The organism is Oceanisphaera sp. IT1-181, assembly GCF_033807535.1.
GTDB lineage: Bacteria > Pseudomonadota > Gammaproteobacteria > Enterobacterales > Aeromonadaceae > Oceanimonas.
This window is the reverse complement of record NZ_CP136856.1, coordinates 2,661,149-2,680,591: the sequence shown is the minus strand read 5'-3', so window position 1 is coordinate 2,680,591 and position 19,443 is coordinate 2,661,149. Positions and strand designations below refer to the sequence as shown.

Here is a 19,443-nt window from a genome sequence, read left to right as displayed (position 1 = left end):
AGTCTATATTTTGGTTCAGGCGCAGGCTTGGGCTGTGGAGCATAAGGCAGGCTTACAGCGCGGGAGCATCTATTCGACGCTTTGCGCCATTAGTTGACGCTGAATAAGGAAACTTGGCCGGGGGTTATCTCTAAGCTCAGAGGCTGGCTTTTTAATTGGCGCTGTAAAGGGTCGTTGTCATCGAGCGTATATACCGGATATTGCGACAGATAACCGGTGAGTGCTTGCAGTAACATGGGCAGCATAAAGCGTGCTTGAGGCGAGCTGCTTCCCTCATTTAATTGGTAATTGAGCAGTTCAAACTCATCTAAAAACAGCGCGCCTTGCTCGTTATCGTAACGAGGCCGGGCATTAAAATCGCCGGCTATGTCCCAGTGGTAGCGGTTTTGGCCTTGATTAAGCGTGATTAAGGCTTGGCCCAGCACCCGCGCCTTATCAGGTGATTGGCGACCCAGCTCCACTTTCACGTCCTGCATTTTCACCTTAGCCGACAACCAAGAGCCGAGACCTAAGGGAAACTCTTTACCTAGTTGTTGATTCAGGCCCTGATTTAATTGCTGCTCGCTGAGCGTCAGTGCTTGAGCCCATGCGCCGCCACTGGTGGCAAGTATCAGTAAAAACATTATAATTTTCATCGGTCTGTATCCTCCCCTTAATTTTCTGTACCTTTATTACGGCAGTCGCTAGTCTGCACCGTCTCACTTAACAGGAGCAAGCCATTTTTGACTGATTATATTTACACCGCGCTCGGTTGGCTGTTATTTCTGGCCCACACCAGCTTAGTGCTCGGCGTGACCTTTAGGGTAGTGATGAAACGCCGCCCAGTGGGCGTGTCTTTGGCCTGGCTGGCGCTGATTTATGCGATCCCCATTTTAGGCGTGGCCACCTATATCTTGCTTGGCGAAGTGCGCTTAGGTCGCAAACGCGCCGAGCGTGCTAAAGCCATGTATAAGCCCTACGCAGATTGGATAAACGTGCTGGTCAGCCGCTTTCCTGGGCAGTCGTTTGAGGTGAGCGAGCCGGCGCTGCCCATTTATGAGCTGGTTAAAGCGCGCCTTAATATGCCGATGCTGAGCGGCAATGCCATGCATTTATTGGAAGAGCCAGGGCGTATTTTAGGGGCATTACAAGATGACATTCGCAATGCACGCAGCTCCTGTTATTTAGAGTTTTATATCTGGCATGCGGGTGGGCGCGCCGATGATATCGCTACTGAATTAATGGACGCGGCGGCCCGTGGTGTGGATTGCCGTTTATTACTGGATTCAGTGGGCAGTGCCAACTTTTTTCGTAGCCCCTGGCCGAGCAAGTTGCGCCAAGCCGGCGTTAAGGTCGTCGAAGTGCTGCCCGTGGGTGCGTTTAGATTATTGTTTGAGCGCCAAGATTTGCGTATGCATCGCAAGTTAGTGGTAATTGATGATGATGTGGCCTATACCGGCTCCATGAACTTGGTGGATCCGAGCTGCTTTAAACAAGGCGCCGGCGTGGGAGAATGGGTCGATATTATGCTGCGTATTCGCGGGCCCATAGTGCCGATTTTTTGGTCCTTGTTTGTCTGGGATTGGGAAATGGAAACCGGTGAGCGCTTACTCGAGCAACTCGAATATCACCCCATTAGCTGCCTAGACAGTCAGCTCAAATTACAATTATTACCATCAGGCCCTTTTATGGGCGGCGATGCTATTCAGCAAAGTCTGTTGACAGCTGTGTATCAGGCGCGCCGCAGACTCGTTTTGATCACGCCTTATTTTGTGCCCGACGATGCACTGGTCGCTGCCTTGTGCTCGGCGGCGGATCGCGGCGTAGAAGTGCAATTAATCTTGCCGGAGAAAAACGACTCGCGCATGGTGAATTACGCCTGTAATGCGTTTTTTGAAGAACTGTTGCGCTCAGGCGTTGAGATCCACCTTTATGGTGCAGGCCTGTTACATACCAAGTGCGTGCTGGTAGACCATCAGTTTGGCTTGGTGGGTACGGTGAACTTAGATAAGCGCAGTCTGTGGCTAAACTTTGAAATGACCCTGCTGATTGATGACGGCCAAGCCATGGGCGAGCTATTACACCTAGCTGACAGTTATCTCTCTGAAACGCGGCGCGTCTCTTGGCTGGAATGGCGAAAACGCCCTTTGCGCAAACGCGTGCTAGAAAACCTCTTTTACCTGTTGAGTCCGTTGCTGTAAACGCCTTACGTAGAACGCTTTACGTCGTAAGCAAAAAATACCGAGCCTACATCAGGCTCGGTATTTTTATTTGACGTATAGCTTACGGCTTATAGCGTATGGCTTTTTTACTGCTGATAATTCTTCAGGAAGCGGGCGAGGCGGCCGATGGCATCTTCTAATTCTTCAACGCGCGGCAAGGTCACGATGCGAATGTGATCCGGCGTTGGCCAGTTAAAGCCGGTGCCTTGTACTACTAGCATCTTTTCTTGCAGTAGTAAGTCGTAGACCATCTTTTGGTCGTCTTTAATGGCATAGACTTTAGGATCCAAGCGCGGAAACATATAAATCGCGCCTTTGGGCTTCACACAAGACACACCCGGAATATCATTCAGTAACTGCCACGCAAGATCTCGTTGCTGGCGCAATCGGCCACCAGGCAACACCAGCTCATTAATGCTCTGATAGCCACCTAATGCCGCTTGAATGGAATGCTGCATGGGCACGTTGGCGCACAGGCGCATCGAGGACAGCATTTCTAAGCCTTCGATATAGCCTTTTGCCTGATGCTTAGGGCCACTGATCAGCATCCAACCTTGGCGAAAGCCCGCGGCGCGGTAGCTTTTTGACAGGCCGTTAAAAGTGGCCACCAAGACATCGTCACACAAGGTGCACACCGAATGGTGGGCTACATCGTCATAGAGGATTTTGTCGTAAATTTCGTCGGCAAAAATAATCAGCTTGTTTTGGCGGGCAATTTCTACTATTTCTAGCAAAAATTCACTGCCATATACGGCACCGGTCGGATTATTGGGGTTGATCAGCACTATACCTTTGGTGCGCGGGCTGATTTTAGACTTAATATCGTCTAAATCCGGATACCAATCGGCTTGCTCATCACATAAGTAATGCACGGCTTTACCGCCAGACAAGTTTACGGCGGCGGTCCAGAGCGGGTAATCCGGAGAGGGCACTAAAATTTCATCGCCGTTATTCAGCAGCGCTTGCATGGCCATGACGATCAGCTCAGACACGCCATTGCCGATGTAGATATCTTCCAAGTCGACGGTGCGCAGCCCTTTCTGCTGATAGTACTGCATGATGGCTTTACGAGCCGAAAACAGCCCTTTGGACTCACAGTAGCCCTGGCTAGTGGGCAAATTTACTATTACGTCTTTTAATAGTTCTTCTGGCGCATCAAAGCCAAAGGAGGCGGGGTTACCGATATTAAGCTTTAAAATACGATGGCCTTCGTCTTCTAAACGACGGGCTTCTTTGTGTACTGGGCCACGAATGTCATAGCAAACATTATCGAGCTTGTGAGATTTATCTACAGAATACATAAGTGTTCATGGCCTCAACATAGGCACCAGCTTGGCTTGGCTGTCATCTCCGCTTTTTTCACGTTGTTTTTTCGCTGCTGCTTTCTGACAACAGAGTTTCTCTAACAAGGGCGTGATCAAAGAAGAGTGAAAAATAGGCAGTAAGGGCTGGTTAATAAAATAAAGAGATATGAGCCCATGATGAGACTTTGTAGCCAAGATGAAAAGGGGTAAGCAGAGGATTGTGATGAAAAAACAGCGCTAAGCACCCAGCGCCGAGCGCCCAGCTCAACAAAAGACATTGTGGCACTTGATATTCTCTGCTCTAAGACTGAACTCTGTGCTAGTGAGGAGCAGTGTTAATGTTAAATAAATAGCTGTGCCGCCAGCACAAACCAAAAAAACATCGAGTTTGCGGCTCGATGTTTTTTTATGCTGAGAGGTAAACGCTTACCGTCTAGTGCTCAGTTTTATTTATTAGCTCGGCGCTGTGTTTAATCACACTTGTGCTTAATCAAACAAGCCTAAGTTAGCTTTGGCGTAGGCTTCAAATTCGGTGTAGCCGCCAATGTGTGCTTGGTCGAGGAAGATTTGCGGCACGGTTTCTACCGGCTTACCCACGGTTTTCTCTAAATCGGCTTGAGAAATGCCTTCTGCGTGAATGTCGATATAGCGAAACTCGAAGTCATCGCGTTGCGCGGTTAACTTTTCGGCCAGCTCTTTGGCGCGCACACAAAAAGGACAACCAGGACGACCAAAAATAACTACAAACATATCTATCTCCTAACGAATTAATTGTACCCAGTTTAACAGGTGTGAAGCGCAGCTGTCAGCCGAGAGCTGTAAGCGATCAGCTACCGAAAAATCAAGTTCCAAACATTATCTTGCCACGGAATCCACGGAACCAGCAGAAAAAATCAAAACTGACAAGAGCCTATTTATTGTAAGAGCTCGCCTGCTGATGGTTTGGTAGTTAGTTTTTAACAATGAAGGCTTTGATCTTAGCTTTGGCTCTTTCAGATCTGATCACTATTTTTCCGACCTTTGTCCGTGCCTTCCGTGGCAAATAGGTTTTAGTCTTTAAAGATCTAAAGCGAGATCCTGACGTGCGTCAGGATGACGGCAGAGGGCTAGGTTTTGATTATTTGCTGTCATACCGGACTCGCTCCGGTATCTCGCTTTTATGTTTAAAGCCTAAAGATCAAAGCGAGATCCTGATTTTTATCAGGATGACGGCATAGGGATAAACACCGCTTCTTATTGAGCTTGGTGCTTAGCGCCGTGGCGCTATACTTTATTTACTCACCACTCACCACTCACCACTCACCACTCACCACTCACCACTCCCTAATCCCTAATCACTTTTCACTTGCTCCGTGAGCCACTCACGCTCAAAGCGCCGTGCTGGCCATTCGCCAACGCCGGCGGCTATGTCTTTTTCATGCTGTGGGCTAATAGATAAGCCATTTTGTAACAGCACAAACACTTTCTGTTGGCCGCCGTTGGTATCTAAAAATCCGGCCAAGTTTTGCACATGAGCAATGGTGCCGGTTTTCGCTTGAATTTTGCCTTTTAGGCTGGGGTCTTGCACGCTCTTGCGATACAACAAGGTGCCGCTTTCGCCACTGACCGGTAATAACGTCTTTAACCACTGAGCGCGCGGTTCATTCGCAATCACTAACAACACGGCTAACAAGTCTTGGGCGCGCAGTAAATTGTGCGCCGATAACCCTGAGCCATCTGCCAGCCAGCTGGGTCCTAAGTCGAGATTGGCCTCTTGCAGCAGTATTTCGCGCACCGCTGCCGTGCCGTTAGCGAAGCTGCCGGGCTGGCGAAAATGTTCGGCACCGAGCGTGCGCAACAAGCTGTCTGCATACAGATTATCTGAGTGCTCTAAGATGGTGCGACTTAGCTCTTTTAAGGTCGGCGATTGATGGCTGGCCACTGGCTGCCAATCCTGCGCGGCTAAGTGAGTGCCTGTTTGCACGTGAATGCGGCTGTCTTTAATAGTGCCAGAGAGACGAATGCCCGCTTGCCCCAGCGCCCAACGGCTTAAATCTTGGCCCCAAGCGTTCACATCTTGAATGGCAAAACGTAAGGGCCACGGCTCTTTGCGCGGGCCAATGCAGCCCGTAAGACGGTATTGGTTAGGCGGTGTCATCTCTACATCCAACGAGCAAAAGCTGCGTTTTTGCTCGGTACTGTTCACCACTTCAACCTCGGCACTGACCTTAACGGGCTGATGGGCAGGCACTGTGGCGCGCGCCGCTTGGCCAGTGTTGGCATACAAAGCACCTTGAACGCAGTTGCGGTCTAAAATTAGCGCCGCTACAGGAGCGGTATAACACACGCTTAAGTCATTCCAAGACCAACCATTGCCTCGGTCGTAGCCGCTAAAACGCTGTTGATTAAGTAGCAGGTTGCCGCTGACTTGCTTGACGCCGCTGCGCTTAAGTAAGTCACGTAACTGCTCACGCTTTAGGGTGGGGTCACCGACGAAGTCGACCAATAAATCCCCCACTAAATGACCATTATCAAGCACGCCGCGATAATAGACTTGCGTTTGGTAGCGCCAATCTGGGCCTAGCGCTAAGGCGCCCGCCAAGGTGGTCACTAACTTTTGCGTAGACGCGGGTTTTAATAACAGCTCACTGTTGTGGCTGGCTTCAATGTTTCCTGTGTTGGCATCTGCCAGTATCCAGGCCGCTTGGCCATTAGCGGGGGCAGGTGAAACAGCGGCATGAGCGGTATTAACCACCGCACTCACGCTGAGCAGCAAGGCCGAAAGGCCGACAATAGTTGAACGCATTAATGTCTCTTCGTTTTCAGTAATAAAATGATGATTGAATAATTTACGTCTTACGTCTTACGCCTTACGCCTTACGCCTTACGCCTTACGTCTTACGTCTTACGTCTTACGTCTTACGCCTTACGCCTACGAGGGCGAGTGTTTTCTTTTTACATATAGCGTACGGCTTACAGCGTACGGCGTTGTTTTCGCCTTAAGATAAAGCATTCGCCAGTCGAAACCGGCCTTGGTAATCAAACAGGGTTTCTTTGACGCGCCAGCCTTTTTTATGTTTGCGGGCGATGACAAAGTCTGGGTGGCGAAACTTTTCGGCCAGCGCCAACACATCGGCCAAGTTATTAAACTCAGGTTCAAAACTTGGGGCAGGCCAGTGGGGACGTACAAATTCGAGAAAAAAACGCCCCGTCTTGCCCTTAGCGTCAAAAGCATACCATTGCTGTAGTTCAGTGCCGTCTTCATCGTAATAGGTGGCTTTGAGGGCTGGGCCAAATTTTCCGGTGCCTTCAATTAAGCTCATGCCAGCACAGCGCAAGATTAATGCGTCTTTGAGCGCCAGCGCTTCTTTTAGCTTCTTGTCGGGATCCACCAACACACAACCGCAGTCGTGGCACTGGCGGGCGGCGATGTCATTTTCAGCCAAGCATTGCGGGCAAGATTTAAAGCGAAAGCGATAACCGCAGGGTTCGCCTAATTCATCTGGCTCGTCTTCATGAGTGAATAAACCCTGACAGCGACGGCCAAAGTGCTCCAACACATTGCCTTGTTCGTCAGTTTTACCCCAAAAAATATTGGCAAAGCCACAAGCCGGGCACAGCACTTGCACCTGTGTAGTATCTGGGTTGGGTCTGGGCTCGCCCACATCTGGAGCGAAAATGTCCATATTGTTACCCGCATAATCCAGCACTAAACAGTCGGTTTTACCAGGACTTAAGCGCAAGCCACGACCAATAATTTGCTGATACAGCGCCACCGATTGGGTGGGGCGCAGAAGGGCAATCACATCCACGTGCGGTGCATCAAAGCCAGTAGTCAGCACAGACACGTTCACTAAAAACTTCAGCTCGCGGGCCTTAAAGCGGCGAATAATCTCATCGCGCTCAGGCCCTGGGGTATCGCCAGTAATGAGTGCGGTTTGCGCTACAGGCAACAGCCCAGCTACTTCCGCCGCGTGGCGCACCGTGCTGGCAAACACCATCACGCCCACGCGTTCAACCGCATAGTCTTGAATTTGTTGCACTATGTGCGGCGTAACTCTGGGTTGGCGCGCCAGCTCCTGTTCTAATGCTTGCTCGGTAAATAAGCCCTGTTCATAGAGCCTTGAAAAATCATAATGCACCACAGGCGCATCGACGATATCTGGCGGGCAAAGATAACCTTGTTTGATCATCAGGCGTAGCGGCAGCTCAAACAAGCAATGCCTAAAAAAGCGCGGCTTACGGCTGCGTACAAAGCCATGATAATGGGTTTGGTAAATCCAGCCCATGCCTAAGCGATAGGGCGTCGCCGTAAGGCCCAGCACCTTGAGCTTAGGGTTGGACTCACGCAGGTGATTTACTACTTGTAAGTATTGGCTGTCGTCGTCATCGGATACTCGGTGGCATTCGTCGATGACAACTAAGCTAAATTGGCTAAAAGCCTCCAAGTTGCGCGACACTGATTGCACAGAGCCAAACACCACCTGAGTGTGGGCCTCTTTTTTACCCAAGCCCGCCGAGAATATCGCTGCGTCTTGGCCATAGCTTTGATACTTAGCGTGGTTTTGCTCTACCAGCTCTTTCACGTGCGCCAATACCAAGACGCGCCCTCGGGCGAGGTGCGCTAATTCTGCGATCACCAAGCTCTTACCCGCACCCGTGGGCAGCACTAATACGGCGGGGTCATCATGGCGGCGGAAATAGTTGAGCGTGCGCTCCACCGCCTCTTGCTGATAAGGGCGCAGGGTAAACATGAGTTATCACTAAAGCGGTAAGCGAACAGAGCAACAGTGTGCGCAGAAAAAGCTCGAAAATCAAAAATAAAGGGCGTGAGGAGTGAAGCGTGAAGGGTGAGGTGGAAGAAAGACAAGCAGTCAGCCAGAAGCTGAGAGCTGGAAGGTGAAAACGACAGCCAGTATCTGATCGAAAGACCAAAGCATTTGATTGATAACAACTAAACCTAATGGCTTTAAGAGAGCGTGCTGCTGCCTTTTGTTAGGCAGTTATCAATAAAATTTTTTTCAGATTTGATCACTATTTTTCTGTGGGTTCTGTGGATTCCGTTGCGAGAGTCCCTAAGGTCTGTCTTCCCGCTTTGGTTCCTACCTCACTTTGCTTTAGAATAAGGTATCTTTAGCATCTATCTAAGAACTCTTTCTAAGAGCAACTGAGGCACATAACTTCATGATTATTAAACCCAAGGTTCGTGGCTTTATCTGTACTACTACCCATCCTGTTGGTTGTGCGGCGAACGTAGCCGAGCAAATTGCTTACGTAAAAGCCAATGGCAAACTGGAACATGGCCCTAAAAAGGTGCTGGTGATTGGCGCTTCTACGGGCTATGGCTTGGCCTCACGCATTAATGCTGCTTTTGGCAGTGATGCGGCCACGATCGGCGTGTTTTTTGAAAAAGCGGCCACCGAGAAAAAAACTGCCTCTGCCGGTTGGTACAATTCTGCCGCCTTTGATAAAGCCGCCAAGGCCGAAGGTTTGTATTCGAAGAGCATCAACGGTGACGCCTTCTCTAATGCCTGCCGTGAGCAAGTGATAGAGTTGATCAAGCTAGACTTGGGTCAAATTGACCTAGTGGTCTATTCACTGGCGTCACCGGTGCGCAAAATGCCAGACACTGGCGAAGTAGTACGCTCTGCGTTAAAGCCGATTGGCGAGGTGTATAAGTCTACCGCGCTCGACACCAATAAAGATGTGTTGATTGAAGCGCTCGTTGAGCCAGCTAATGAACAAGAAATTGCCGACACCATTCAAGTGATGGGCGGTCAAGATTGGGAATTGTGGATGAATGCGCTGGCGGATGCAGGCGTATTGGCGGACGGCGCTAAGTCGGTGGCGTATTCCTACATCGGCACTAGCTTAACCTGGCCTATTTACTGGCACGGCACTTTGGGCAAAGCCAAAGAAGACTTAGATCGCGCCGCGCACGCCATTGATGCCAAGCTGAAAGCTCATGGCGGTAATGCCCACGTAGCCGTGCTGAAGTCGGTTGTTACTCAAGCATCTGCGGCCATTCCGGTGATGCCTTTGTATATTTCCATGGCCTTTAAGGTGATGAAAGAGCAAGGCATTCACGAAGGCTGTATCGAGCAAATTCAGCGCTTGTTCACCACCCAATTGTATGGTGAGCAGCCGGCTCCGCTGGATGAAGAAAATCGTCTGCGTTTGGATGACTGGGAATTGCGTGATGTGGTACAAGATGCTTGTCGTGAAATTTGGTCTCAAGTTAAAGACGACAATATTTATCAGTTAACCGATTATCAGGGTTACAAAGATGAATTTTTGCGTTTGTTCGGTTTTGGCCTGACCGGCGTTGATTATGAAGCAGACGTAGATCCACAAGTCAGCTTTGAAGTGATTGAACTGGCGTAAACCGTTAACTAACGGTTAAGCACAAAACAAAAGCCCAGTCGTGAATGCGACGGGGCTTTTTGATCTGTGTTTGTTTTTATTCTCTGGGCGCTTTGGAAAGTAGCGTTATTCTTTTTCCTCACGCCTCACGCCTCACGCCTCACGCCTCACAAGCCCGCACACAGCATTTGGTTTTTACCCGCATGCTTGGCCGCATATAAGGCCTCGTCCGCTTGGCGTAACCATTGTTGGCTGCTGGCCGTTTGCTTATGCAAGGTCGCTAGTCCTAAGCTGACGGTATAACTCAAATTCGCATTGTGACTGCGGACCTCGGCTTGGGCGATGGTTTGGCGCAATCGCTCGGCAATTACACAGGCGCCTTCAAGGCTGGTTTCCGGCAAAATAATGGCAAATTCTTCGCCGCCGTAACGACCTAAATGATCCGTACTGCGCAGGCAAGTGCGCATGGTCTCGGCGAGGTGGCGAATAACATCATCGCCAGCCTGATGGCCATATTGATCGTTGACGCGTTTAAAGTTGTCGATATCGAGCATGATCAGTGTGCAATCATGACCGTAGCGCCGAAAGCGCTCAAACTCGCTATTGAGATGGCTTTCCCAGGCGCCGCGATTAAGCAGCTTGGTTAGGTTATCGGTTTTACTTAAACAATTGAGCTGAGCGTTCGCTTGTTCTAGCTCGATGCGGCTACAGGCCACATCTGTGACATCGTACACCATCAAACAAACGCGTTTTATGGTGCCATCTGGCTCAGCTAGCGGGCTAATGGTCACGTTTTGATACATGTAAGGTAAGGTGCCGGTAATGGGGCGGCTACTGCCAAAACGAAATAGATAAGGGCGCAACTCCCAAGACGTAAAGGCGCGGGTATTAAGCATTACTACGGTATCAATTTTTCGTTTTAGCCAGGCTGCGGGTAATTCAGGAAACAGAAAGAAAATATTCTGCTCCCGCACCGCCGTTGACGTAAGCCCGCTGTGATTTTCCATAAAGCCATTCCACAGCTGCACTTTAAATTCTAAATCTAATACTACTAGGCCAATTTCCACTGACTCGAGCATGTCGACCAGAAAATGAAAGGCGTGGGCATCCTGTCTTGCGAGGGGCATGACTTACTCCATCAGACTTATTCCAGTAAATAAGACAATCGTTGCTCTAGGCGCGTGACTGAATCTTCTGTCAGCAAAACCAACAGATTACAATTAATGTTTTGTTGTTCAAGCTCATAGGGAATTTCGATGCATAACAACTGTTCGGTCTGTTGCCTATGATGCGCAAGCAAGCCTTCAATATGCAGATGACGGCCCAATAGATGCAGGGCGGGATTTAACTTTGTTCATATTTCAACCAAATATAATATTTTGGGTGATATTCACCCGACCAGCATACTAACCCATGATTAAAGAAGGATCATTAGCTTCTATATTCGTATGAAAACCATACAATTAAACCTTGCAAAATGTGTGAGATCTCACCCTGCCAATAGATGAGGCTGACCTAAACCAAAGGAAATATCTAATTGCTCGCCTAAGCCTTTAATAAAAGCGCTGAACAGAATGTTCGACATGTCGAGTAACACTTCTATCTCGGGGGCAGAGCAAGTCTCATCTTCATAGTGTAGCAATTTGGCCATTTGCTCGCTGTTGGTGTCGGTAAATAACAGTAAGGCTTCACCGGACACACCCGCACCCACAAACCCCTGACACACGGCAGCATAGTCTGTATTGCCTTCAATGGCAGAAATCGCCATATTGAGCTCACTACGGGCAATAAAAGCCACTTTAGGAATAGGCTGATGAATAAAGACCTGCAGCAGTTGAGCCAGTAAGTTCGAAGCCTGCCCCATTGCAATGTTGGCCATCTCTTGCAGATACTCAAACAAGGTGACGGTGTCGCTTAACTCTTGGTTAGCGGGTGCGGGAAGGCTGTGGGAAACAGGCGCTGCGGTATGAGGGCGGTATAGGCCGTATTCAGTTAAGAGCTGTGTTAATTCACACTCAACGATGGGCTTATTAATAAAGCCGATGGCGCCGAGCGCGCGTACCTTGTGCTGAGCTTCTGGCTGAATATCACCGGAAACAACCACGGTAATAACGGGTAAGGCCTGTTTTTTAATTTCATTGAGCACGCCATAGCCGTCGAGCTCCGGCATGTTTAAGTCAAGAAACAACACATCGGCGCCGTAATGCTGTAAGAAAGCCAATGCCTGTTTGCCATCTTCGGCAAAGTGCAGCTGTACTGGCCAATCTGCGGGCAGGGCACTGGCCATTTTCTTGCGGGCTACCAAAGAGTCGTCACAAATTAAAATATGGGTCTTCATGCCACGGTAATACCTGATTGTTTGCGAGTGATAAGCGGTTACAAGATCTGTTTAGCGCATACAGAGTATTCAATCACAGTTAGTGTTCAGTTGACAGGAAACAAACGAAACCCTTTTCAGAATAAAGGGCGCGTAAACTTAGCGTTAAGCCCTTCGTTAAACGTCGATATAATATCTGTGACTAAAGCCTATCCTAGGGTTTAATTAGTCGCTTAAAATACAGATTAAGCTAAAGGTGATAATCCTTGGCTTTTTGTACGAGGCAAGGATGCGCTTAGCCTTCATAAACCACAGTGAGTTCACTTTAAGTAGTCTCACTACAATTGGCTGAAAAAATGAATAAACGCTTTTCTCTGGGGCGATGGATGCCAGGTTTAATGACTCTGCTAGGTTACCAAAGAGCCTGGTTGATGTCGGATGTACGGGCCGGGGTGTCGGTGGCCGCCGTAGGCTTGCCCGTGGCCATTGCCTATGCGGAGCTCACTGGCGTGGGTGCCGAGGCGGGCTTGTATTCCAGTATATTACCCATGATTGTCTACGCTATATTTGGCTCCTCACGCCAGTTAATCGTCGGGCCCGATGCGGCCACCTGTGCGGTCATAGCTGCCGTGGTTACGCCACTGGCGCTGGGCGACCCTACTCGACACTGGCAATTGGTGATGACCATGACCGCCATGACCGGCGTGTGGTGCCTCATTGCCAGCCGACTAAGGCTGGGCGTGCTGGCGGACTTTTTATCCAGCCCCATCTTAATGGGCTTATTGAACGGCGTGGCCATCACTATCATAGTGGGCCAGCTGTCTAGCGTATTTGGCTTTACCTATCACGAACAAGGTCTGGTAGAGCGGGTATTAGCGGCGCCCAATTATGTATCAGAAGTGCATCTGATTACGCTAGGTTTCAGTTTGCTGACCTTGCTGGTGATGCTGGTGGGTAAGCGACTTAACCCCCTGTGGCCTACCTCTTTGCTGGCGCTGGCAGTGACGGCGACTGTGCTGTGGGCCTTAGGCCCCTTGGTGCAAGACGTGGCAGTGATAGGCACCTTAAATGGCCGCTTCCCGGATTTTCAAATTCCTGAGTTTCCGCCAGGGCTTATCCGCGAGCTGGTATTGCCGGCGCTCAACTTGGCCATGATAAGTTTTGTGTCTTTAATGCTTACCGCGCGCAGTTTTGCCGCGCGCAATGGCTATGACATAGACGCAGATGCGGAGTTTCGCGCCCTTGGCATCGCCAATATTGCCTCTGCCGTCTCCCAAGGCTTTGCGGTGAGTGGTGCGGGATCGCGCACCGCGGTGAATGACGCCAATGGCGGTAAAACCCAGATGGTGTCGTTAGTGGCAGCCCTTGCCACCGCAGTGGTGGCCTTTTATTTGTACTCACCCTTGCAATACATACCTACCGCAGCACTGGGCGTGATACTGATTTTAGCATCATTGTCGATGACGGATTTTCGCAGCATTTGGGCACTGCGTCATTCGGATAGCTCGGCCTTTTGGCTGGCTTGGGTCACTTTTTTCAGCGTGTTGTTGGTCGGTGTTATTCCGGGCATTGCCTTGGCGGTGTTACTGGGCTTGTTTCAGTTTTTACGCAACGTCATGCGCCCCACAGAGCAATTAATGGGCATGAATGACGAAGGGGTGGTGCATACCCTCGGCCATAACGAAGAAGTAAAAGCCATTACTGGCGTGTTAATTTATCGTTTTAACTCGCCGCTCACCTACTTTAATGCCGCCTATTTTAAACGCCGCGTATTAGTGTTACTGGCCAGTGAAAAGCAACCTGCTAAATGCTTGATTATCGATGCGGTATCTTGTTTTACCCATCAAGATATCAGCGTGATGACCATGGTGGGCGAGCTGCATAAAGAGCTCAAGCGCAGCGGCATTCACATGGTGATGGCAGGGAGGCGTGGGCAAATGACGCTCTGGCTAAAGCAGGCAGGGATCCGTGTCGGTGAAGAGGGCATCTTAGTGTATCCCGATGTGTATCAGGCACTGCGCATGACCAGCTGCTATTGGGATGAAGAGCCGGAGACCATTACCTTAGAATCAGAGGCTAACGACATCGCCGAAGATGAGCGCCTGCGAGCGCTTGCCCAACTTGAATTATCTGTATTGTCGACCAGTGCGCGAGAATCACAGTTTGCAGAGCGAGAGGCCGCCGCTGAGATAAGTGAATCGGTTGCAGAGCTATCTTTGCCGCCAAGCTTTTTGCAAAAAAATAAGTTGCAAACAAGCCTTTCGCAGACCAACTTTTTGCAGACCAACAAGCTGCAGCACAGCTTATTGGAAAAAAGTATGCAGCTTCAGCCGGACGGCACGCCCTTATTAGATCTTAAGCTGGGATCGAAAGAGCGTAAGCAATATGCGCAAGAGCGATCCCAAGCGGCCTTAAACGTTCATTTAGAAACCGGCGTTACCCAAGCGACCTCGGGCGCGGCGCAAGCTGAGCTTAAGTTCCCTTTGTTGGAGCCCAAAGCCGGCGAGAGCATTATTCAACTTGAAGCGCACATGAATGATGCCACCCGCACTGCCTCTCGCTTTGATTTAGGAGCTAAAAAATGAGCTGGCGACAACGTTTATTATGGCTGCCACCGCCGGTTATCACCGGACTCGCCGCCTTAATGATGTGGTTAACAAGTACCAAGCTTGCGGGCGGTGGGGTAAGTGAGATTGAGCTGGCGGGTAGTGGCATAGCAGGGCAGCCGTGGTTGTTTTTAATGACTATAGCAGTGGGGATAGCAGGTTTATTACTGATGTTGGTCTCGGTACTCACATTGCGCCGCGCTCACACCACTCTTTTGCCCTTTGCGCCAGAACGCACCACCGCCTTGGTCACTCAAGGGATATTTAGCTACAGCCGTAACCCCATTTATGTGGGCGACCTTATGTTGTTGCTGGCATGGGCGTTGTGGCTAGGTAGCGCCATTAATGTGCTGTGGCTGGCCTTGTTTGTACTGTATATGAGCAAGGTGCAAATTGCCGCCGAAGAGCAGGCGCTGCAGACAAAGTTTGGCCTTGCCTACCAGCAATATTGCCAGCGGGTACGCCGCTGGTTATAAGTGCTAGCGCTTGTGACTCGCCGCTCCCCCCTTTACACTTGGCCTTTTTATTTTCGGGAGACATAACCCCATGAGTGACGCGCCTTATACCTCTGGATCAGCCTCAGGGCAGCCTTCAGGCCAAAACTCAGAGCAGGCTCAAGACAATCTGACTCGCCTTAATAAATTTATCAGTGAAACGGGTATTTGTTCGCGTCGAGAAGCGGATCGATTGATTGATCAAGGGCGAGTTAAGGTAAACGGCGTGGTGGCGGGCATGGGTGTTAAGGTCAGCCTTGCCGATGATGTGCGGGTAAACAATAAGCCGCTGCGTGCCAAACCGGCGCCTGTGTACTTGGTGTATAACAAGCCGATAGGCATTACGTGCACCACGGATCCCGAGATCCCAGAAAATATCGTGGATGCGGTCAACTATAAAAAATCGCGCATCTTCCCCATTGGTCGACTCGACAAGCCTTCTAGTGGCTTAATTTTGCTCACCAATGATGGCGACATCGTGAATAAGATCTTGCGCGCCGGCAATGCCCATGAAAAAGAATACATAGTGTCCATGGATAAGCCCATTACCAATGATTTTGTGACGTACATGGGCGCAGGTGTGCCAATACTCGATACCATCACTAAGCCGTGTAAAGTGCGAAAGATTGGCCATAACACCATTAATATTATTTTGACTCAGGGCTTAAATCGTCAAATTCGCCGTATGGCCGATTACCTCGATTTTAGCGTGACCAGCCTCAAGCGAGTGCGGATCATGAATATCGAACTCGGTGAGCTTAAACCTGGCCAGTGGCGCTATGTGACAGAGTCGGAGTTGGCGCTGATCAACGCCATGATTGGTGACTCAAGCAGTACCGAAGAAGCTTCACAGCTTGAACAACCCAAGGCGGCCCGCAGTGGCCCGCGCATTAAAGATATAACCACTGAACAAGCGCCTGCGGCTAACCGCAGAACGCGCGCGCGCTCAGCCAGTGCCAGCCACGGGGCGGCTAATGAAGATGCCAAGCCGAAAGGGGCCAGAAAGCCACGTTCAGCGAATGCTGGCGCTAAACCTGATGCCAAAACCGGTGCAAAAAATGGCGGCTCGCGTACTCAGGCTACGGGTAAAGGCCGCGCTTCCAGCAAAGGTTCATTACCACAGAGCAATCGCGGCAAGCGTTAAAGAGCGTGAAGGGCGAGAGGTAAAGAGTAAAGGGAACGATAAATGGCCGGTGTCGTCTGGTTTTGTAGGCGAACGCTTGCTCTCGCATTTCGCCGAAGGCGGAACGGTTTAAGGCTGTAAGGAGTGAAGGGTAAAGGGAGAAGGGGAGAGAAAGCGCCGAGACGGTGTTTATCTTTAGGCCGTCTTCCTGATGACCATCAGGATCTCGGTTTTATTTTTAGGTATTAAACACACAAGCGAGATACCGGGGCCGTCATGCCACGACCCGGTACCGGTGAGACGGCTAAGGATCTAGAGCCAATAAGCGGCAGTATTTCGGGCTAGCTCTACGCTTGTGCAGCCCTTAACTCTATTCAAACTTAAGCAAATGAAAGTGCTTCTTACCGCGGCGCAGGATCAAATACTGCTGTTGGAGTGGCGCTAGCTGTTCCGTATCCGCAGTAATCAAGTTGCCATTCACCGTAATGGCGTTGTTCGCAATCAACTCACGGGCGTGACGTAATGAGCTGGCCAGTGTGCTGTCTACCAGCAGCTGACTAAGTAGCGGACGCTGAACTTCTTTGATGGTGGTTAATGGCATGCCGTCTTGCTCAAGCTGGGCCAATTCGCTCAGCGTTAACGCATTAAACTTTCCGGTGAAGAGTGCCTCACTAATACGCTGAGCGGCCGCTAATGCCGCCTCGCCATGCACTAAAGCAGTGAGCTCTTCTGCTAACAGGCGCTGGGCTTGGGGTTTGCCTGTCGCCTGTATGTCCGCTGCTTCAATGGCGATAATTTCGGCCACCGTGCGCAAACTGTAAAAGCGTAAAAATTGATATACGTCGGCATCGGCGGTATTGAGCCAAAACTGATAAAACGCATAAGGTGAGGTTTTGGTCGCATCTAGCCAAACAGTGCCAGTTTCGGTTTTACCAAACTTGGTGCCGTCGCTTTTAGTGATCAAGGGCAGCGTTAGGCCAAATACCTGCTGTTGATTAAGCCGGCGCGTAAGATCGATGCCGCTGGTAATATTGCCCCATTGATCGTTACCGCCAATTTGCAGCGTGCAGTTTTGGCTGCGGTTGAGCTCGGAAAAGTCGTAAGACTGCAATAAAGAGTAAGCAAATTCAGTAAAAGATAAGCCTTGGTCGGGCCGCGCTAAGCGCTGCTTTACTGAATCTTTGGCGATCATGGCGTTCACCGAAAAGTGCTTACCGATATCGCGCAAGAAGCTAAATAAGTCGAGCTTATTCATCCAGTCCGCATTATCGAGCAGCTGAACTGCATCCTGTTCGCCGAAAGCTGTATTAATACTCTCTGTGTTTACCCCCAGCAAGGGCGCAATTTGGTTCTGCAGCTCACTTACCCAGTTTTGTACTTGAGCCGTGTCGTTAAGGCTGCGCTCACTGGCCTTAAAACTGGGGTCGCCTATCATGCCGGTGGCACCGCCCACCAGCGCTATCACTTTATGGCCCGCTTCTTTAAAGCGGCGCAACATAAGCAGCGGCACTAAGTGGCCGATATGCAAACTGCCCGCTGTAGGGTCAAAGCCACAATACAAGACTCGGGATGCTTGATTAAGATGTTGATGCAGTGCGTCAGCGTTAGAGAGTTGCGCTATCAAGCCGCGCTCGGTCAGCTCCGTTAATAAGGGGTTGGGCGTGGTTAAGTTAGGCGTAGTGAAGTCTGTCATCATCAACTCTTCGAATAATTTAAAGTCTTATGCTCACTTAAGTCACCCCTGTCTGCCTATGTCCCTTTAGGGATAGTTTTCGGTATAATGCGAGCAAGAAAATAAGTGTTGAATTGTTAGTGATGAATGAAGCTCAAGAGCCAAAGGCATCTTCGCAACGAAACCCACTAAAGCCGCGAAAAAATAGGGAGCAAATCTAAAAGAGATTTTATGGGGAAGAGCCAACCCAGTGCTTATTAGTAGGTCTTACCCAAATATATTTGATGTTATGTTGATCTTTTAGTGGGTTTCGCGGCTTTCGTTGCAAAGATGGCTCAGGTTTGATGTTTAGCTGGGCGCTATTACTTAAGGTCTCTTATGTCGATAAGCAATGAAAATAAGCAGCAGGCGTTGGCTGAGGCTATCGAGGCTATAGGCACGGTTGCCTTTGCCCGGCGCTTGGCTAAGCTGGTGAACTCTTATGTCGATAGCGATTGCTGCTTGATATTGAGCTATCAAGCAGCGGGCTCGGCGGTGTATTTGTATGATAATTTGGCCGACAAGCGGGAGCTGCTATTTAGTGAGTATTTAAATGGCATTTATGCCCAAGACCCTTTCTATCGCGCACTGCGCCATGGCTTGAACGACGGTGTCTATTCGCTGAGTGCCGTTATGCAGCAACAGGGCGTGAATGACCCCGATTATATGGCTGATTTTTATCAGGCAACGGGTTGGCAGCAAGAGCTCGGTATCGTATTGGCACTCAACGAACAGCAATGGCTAACGCTGTTTTTAGGCCGCTTAACCGCCACTCCTTTTAGCGGCGCTGAACAGCAGGAGCTACGCCAGCTCCTGCCTATTCTCAGTGCCTTGTGTCGTCAGCACTGGCCCAAGGGCGCAGAAACCTTGGCTCAAAGCCCGGCGCAAAGGTCGATTGTTGATGTGACTGTGCCGTCGACATTAGCCCGCCTTAATACCACAGATTCTAATACAGTGGTTTCTACTACAATGGTTTCTACTGCAATGGTTTCTAATACCACGGCATCGATGCGGGTACGCGTCGAGCAAGCCTTAATCAGCTTTGGTCAATCACGCTTAACACCCCGGGAGCAACAGGTGGCGATGTTATTGGTACAGGGCCAAGATAACGCCGCCATCGCACAACAATTAGATATCGGCGAGGGCACGGTGAAAAATCATCGCAAGCATCTGTACGCCAAGCTAGCCATAGATAGCCAAGCCGCGCTATTCGCCCGCTTTATGAATCATTTAATTACGTATGACTCAGCGCCGAGCACCAAGCGCCCGGCGCCCAGCTCAACATCCAACCTGTAAAAAGTGCGGGTTCGTTTTTTAGCTCGGTGCTTGGTGCTAGGCGCTGGGC

General features: G+C 50.0%; 13 protein-coding genes and 1 pseudogene. 6 read left to right on the top strand and 8 right to left on the bottom strand.

The window, feature by feature from the left end:
• Positions 1 to 89 precede the first annotated feature (89 nt).
• Positions 90 to 635 carry a DUF1439 domain-containing protein gene (locus R0134_RS11880; RefSeq protein WP_319782154.1) on the bottom strand — a complete coding sequence of 182 codons (546 nt, stop codon included), beginning with the start codon at positions 633 to 635 and terminating at the stop codon, positions 90 to 92.
• Positions 636 to 722: 87 nt separating this feature from the next.
• Between R0134_RS11880 and cls the strand changes: the two genes are divergently transcribed.
• The gene (gene cls / locus R0134_RS11875; RefSeq protein WP_319782152.1) at positions 723 to 2,180 is read left to right on the top strand and encodes a cardiolipin synthase; all 1,458 of its coding nucleotides are present in this window, start codon (positions 723 to 725) and stop codon (positions 2,178 to 2,180) included.
• Positions 2,181 to 2,287: 107 nt separating this feature from the next.
• Here cls and R0134_RS11870 read toward each other — a convergent pair whose 3' ends face one another.
• The 4 genes from R0134_RS11870 to R0134_RS11855 all read right to left on the bottom strand — a co-directional run bounded on the left by R0134_RS11870 (position 2,288) and on the right by R0134_RS11855 (position 8,238).
• On the bottom strand, positions 2,288 to 3,502 hold the full coding sequence (locus tag R0134_RS11870; protein ID WP_319782150.1) for a pyridoxal phosphate-dependent aminotransferase: 1,215 nt from the start codon (positions 3,500 to 3,502) through the stop codon (positions 2,288 to 2,290).
• A gap of 489 nt (positions 3,503 to 3,991) precedes the next feature.
• Positions 3,992 to 4,255 carry a GrxA family glutaredoxin gene (locus tag R0134_RS11865; protein ID WP_087034930.1) on the bottom strand — a complete coding sequence of 88 codons (264 nt, stop codon included), beginning with the start codon at positions 4,253 to 4,255 and terminating at the stop codon, positions 3,992 to 3,994.
• Positions 4,256 to 4,835: 580 nt separating this feature from the next.
• Positions 4,836 to 6,290 carry a D-alanyl-D-alanine carboxypeptidase/D-alanyl-D-alanine-endopeptidase gene (gene dacB / locus R0134_RS11860; RefSeq protein ID WP_319782147.1) on the bottom strand — a complete coding sequence of 485 codons (1,455 nt, stop codon included), beginning with the start codon at positions 6,288 to 6,290 and terminating at the stop codon, positions 4,836 to 4,838.
• Positions 6,291 to 6,483: 193 nt separating this feature from the next.
• Positions 6,484 to 8,238, bottom strand: coding sequence for a DEAD/DEAH box helicase (locus tag R0134_RS11855; RefSeq protein ID WP_319782145.1), 1,755 nt, complete (start codon positions 8,236 to 8,238; stop codon positions 6,484 to 6,486).
• Between the two features lie 430 nt (positions 8,239 to 8,668).
• Between R0134_RS11855 and fabV the strand changes: the two genes are divergently transcribed.
• Entirely contained in the window at positions 8,669 to 9,868 is a 1,200-nt protein-coding gene (gene fabV / locus R0134_RS11850; protein ID WP_319782143.1) for an enoyl-ACP reductase FabV, read from the top strand.
• Positions 9,869 to 10,014: 146 nt separating this feature from the next.
• Here fabV and R0134_RS11845 read toward each other — a convergent pair whose 3' ends face one another.
• Together R0134_RS11845 and R0134_RS11840 are read right to left on the bottom strand one after the other, a co-directional pair.
• Positions 10,015 to 10,974, bottom strand: coding sequence for a sensor domain-containing diguanylate cyclase (locus R0134_RS11845; RefSeq protein ID WP_319782141.1), 960 nt, complete (start codon positions 10,972 to 10,974; stop codon positions 10,015 to 10,017).
• Between the two features lie 362 nt (positions 10,975 to 11,336).
• The gene (locus R0134_RS11840; RefSeq protein WP_319782139.1) at positions 11,337 to 12,185 is read right to left on the bottom strand and encodes a response regulator; all 849 of its coding nucleotides are present in this window, start codon (positions 12,183 to 12,185) and stop codon (positions 11,337 to 11,339) included.
• A gap of 335 nt (positions 12,186 to 12,520) precedes the next feature.
• Between R0134_RS11840 and R0134_RS11835 the strand changes: the two are divergent.
• The 3 genes and pseudogenes from R0134_RS11835 to rluF all read left to right on the top strand — a co-directional run.
• Positions 12,521 to 14,293, top strand: a pseudogene (locus R0134_RS11835) (SulP family inorganic anion transporter); the annotation flags it as partial.
• Between the two features lie 452 nt (positions 14,294 to 14,745).
• Complete coding sequence (locus R0134_RS11830; RefSeq protein ID WP_319782138.1) at positions 14,746 to 15,246, top strand: isoprenylcysteine carboxylmethyltransferase family protein; 501 nt, start codon at positions 14,746 to 14,748, stop codon at positions 15,244 to 15,246.
• 70 nt (positions 15,247 to 15,316) lie between these two features.
• Positions 15,317 to 16,408 carry a 23S rRNA pseudouridine(2604) synthase RluF gene (gene rluF, locus R0134_RS11825; protein ID WP_319782137.1) on the top strand — a complete coding sequence of 364 codons (1,092 nt, stop codon included), beginning with the start codon at positions 15,317 to 15,319 and terminating at the stop codon, positions 16,406 to 16,408.
• Positions 16,409 to 16,757: 349 nt separating this feature from the next.
• Here rluF and tyrS read toward each other — a convergent pair whose 3' ends face one another.
• Positions 16,758 to 18,083 carry a tyrosine--tRNA ligase gene (gene tyrS / locus R0134_RS11820; RefSeq protein ID WP_319782135.1) on the bottom strand — a complete coding sequence of 442 codons (1,326 nt, stop codon included), beginning with the start codon at positions 18,081 to 18,083 and terminating at the stop codon, positions 16,758 to 16,760.
• A 354-nt stretch (positions 18,084 to 18,437) separates the two neighbouring features.
• Between tyrS and R0134_RS11815 the strand changes: the two genes are divergently transcribed.
• Positions 18,438 to 19,394 (top strand): helix-turn-helix transcriptional regulator, encoded by a 957-nt coding sequence (locus R0134_RS11815; protein WP_319782134.1) that lies wholly within the window; start codon positions 18,438 to 18,440, stop codon positions 19,392 to 19,394.
• Positions 19,395 to 19,443 lie beyond the last annotated feature (49 nt).

Coding starts and splice junctions, on each gene's coding strand:
- R0134_RS11880 (WP_319782154.1), bottom strand. CDS start 635: ATGAAAATTATAATGTTTTTACTGATACTTGCCACCAGTGGCGGCGCA.
- R0134_RS11870 (WP_319782150.1), bottom strand. CDS start 3,502: ATGTATTCTGTAGATAAATCTCACAAGCTCGATAATGTTTGCTATGAC.
- R0134_RS11865 (WP_087034930.1), bottom strand. CDS start 4,255: ATGTTTGTAGTTATTTTTGGTCGTCCTGGTTGTCCTTTTTGTGTGCGC.
- dacB (WP_319782147.1), bottom strand. CDS start 6,290: ATGCGTTCAACTATTGTCGGCCTTTCGGCCTTGCTGCTCAGCGTGAGT.
- R0134_RS11855 (WP_319782145.1), bottom strand. CDS start 8,238: ATGTTTACCCTGCGCCCTTATCAGCAAGAGGCGGTGGAGCGCACGCTC.
- fabV (WP_319782143.1), top strand. CDS start 8,669: ATGATTATTAAACCCAAGGTTCGTGGCTTTATCTGTACTACTACCCAT.
- R0134_RS11845 (WP_319782141.1), bottom strand. CDS start 10,974: ATGCCCCTCGCAAGACAGGATGCCCACGCCTTTCATTTTCTGGTCGAC.
- R0134_RS11840 (WP_319782139.1), bottom strand. CDS start 12,185: ATGAAGACCCATATTTTAATTTGTGACGACTCTTTGGTAGCCCGCAAG.
- R0134_RS11830 (WP_319782138.1), top strand. CDS start 14,746: ATGAGCTGGCGACAACGTTTATTATGGCTGCCACCGCCGGTTATCACC.
- rluF (WP_319782137.1), top strand. CDS start 15,317: ATGAGTGACGCGCCTTATACCTCTGGATCAGCCTCAGGGCAGCCTTCA.
- tyrS (WP_319782135.1), bottom strand. CDS start 18,083: ATGATGACAGACTTCACTACGCCTAACTTAACCACGCCCAACCCCTTA.
- R0134_RS11815 (WP_319782134.1), top strand. CDS start 18,438: ATGTCGATAAGCAATGAAAATAAGCAGCAGGCGTTGGCTGAGGCTATC.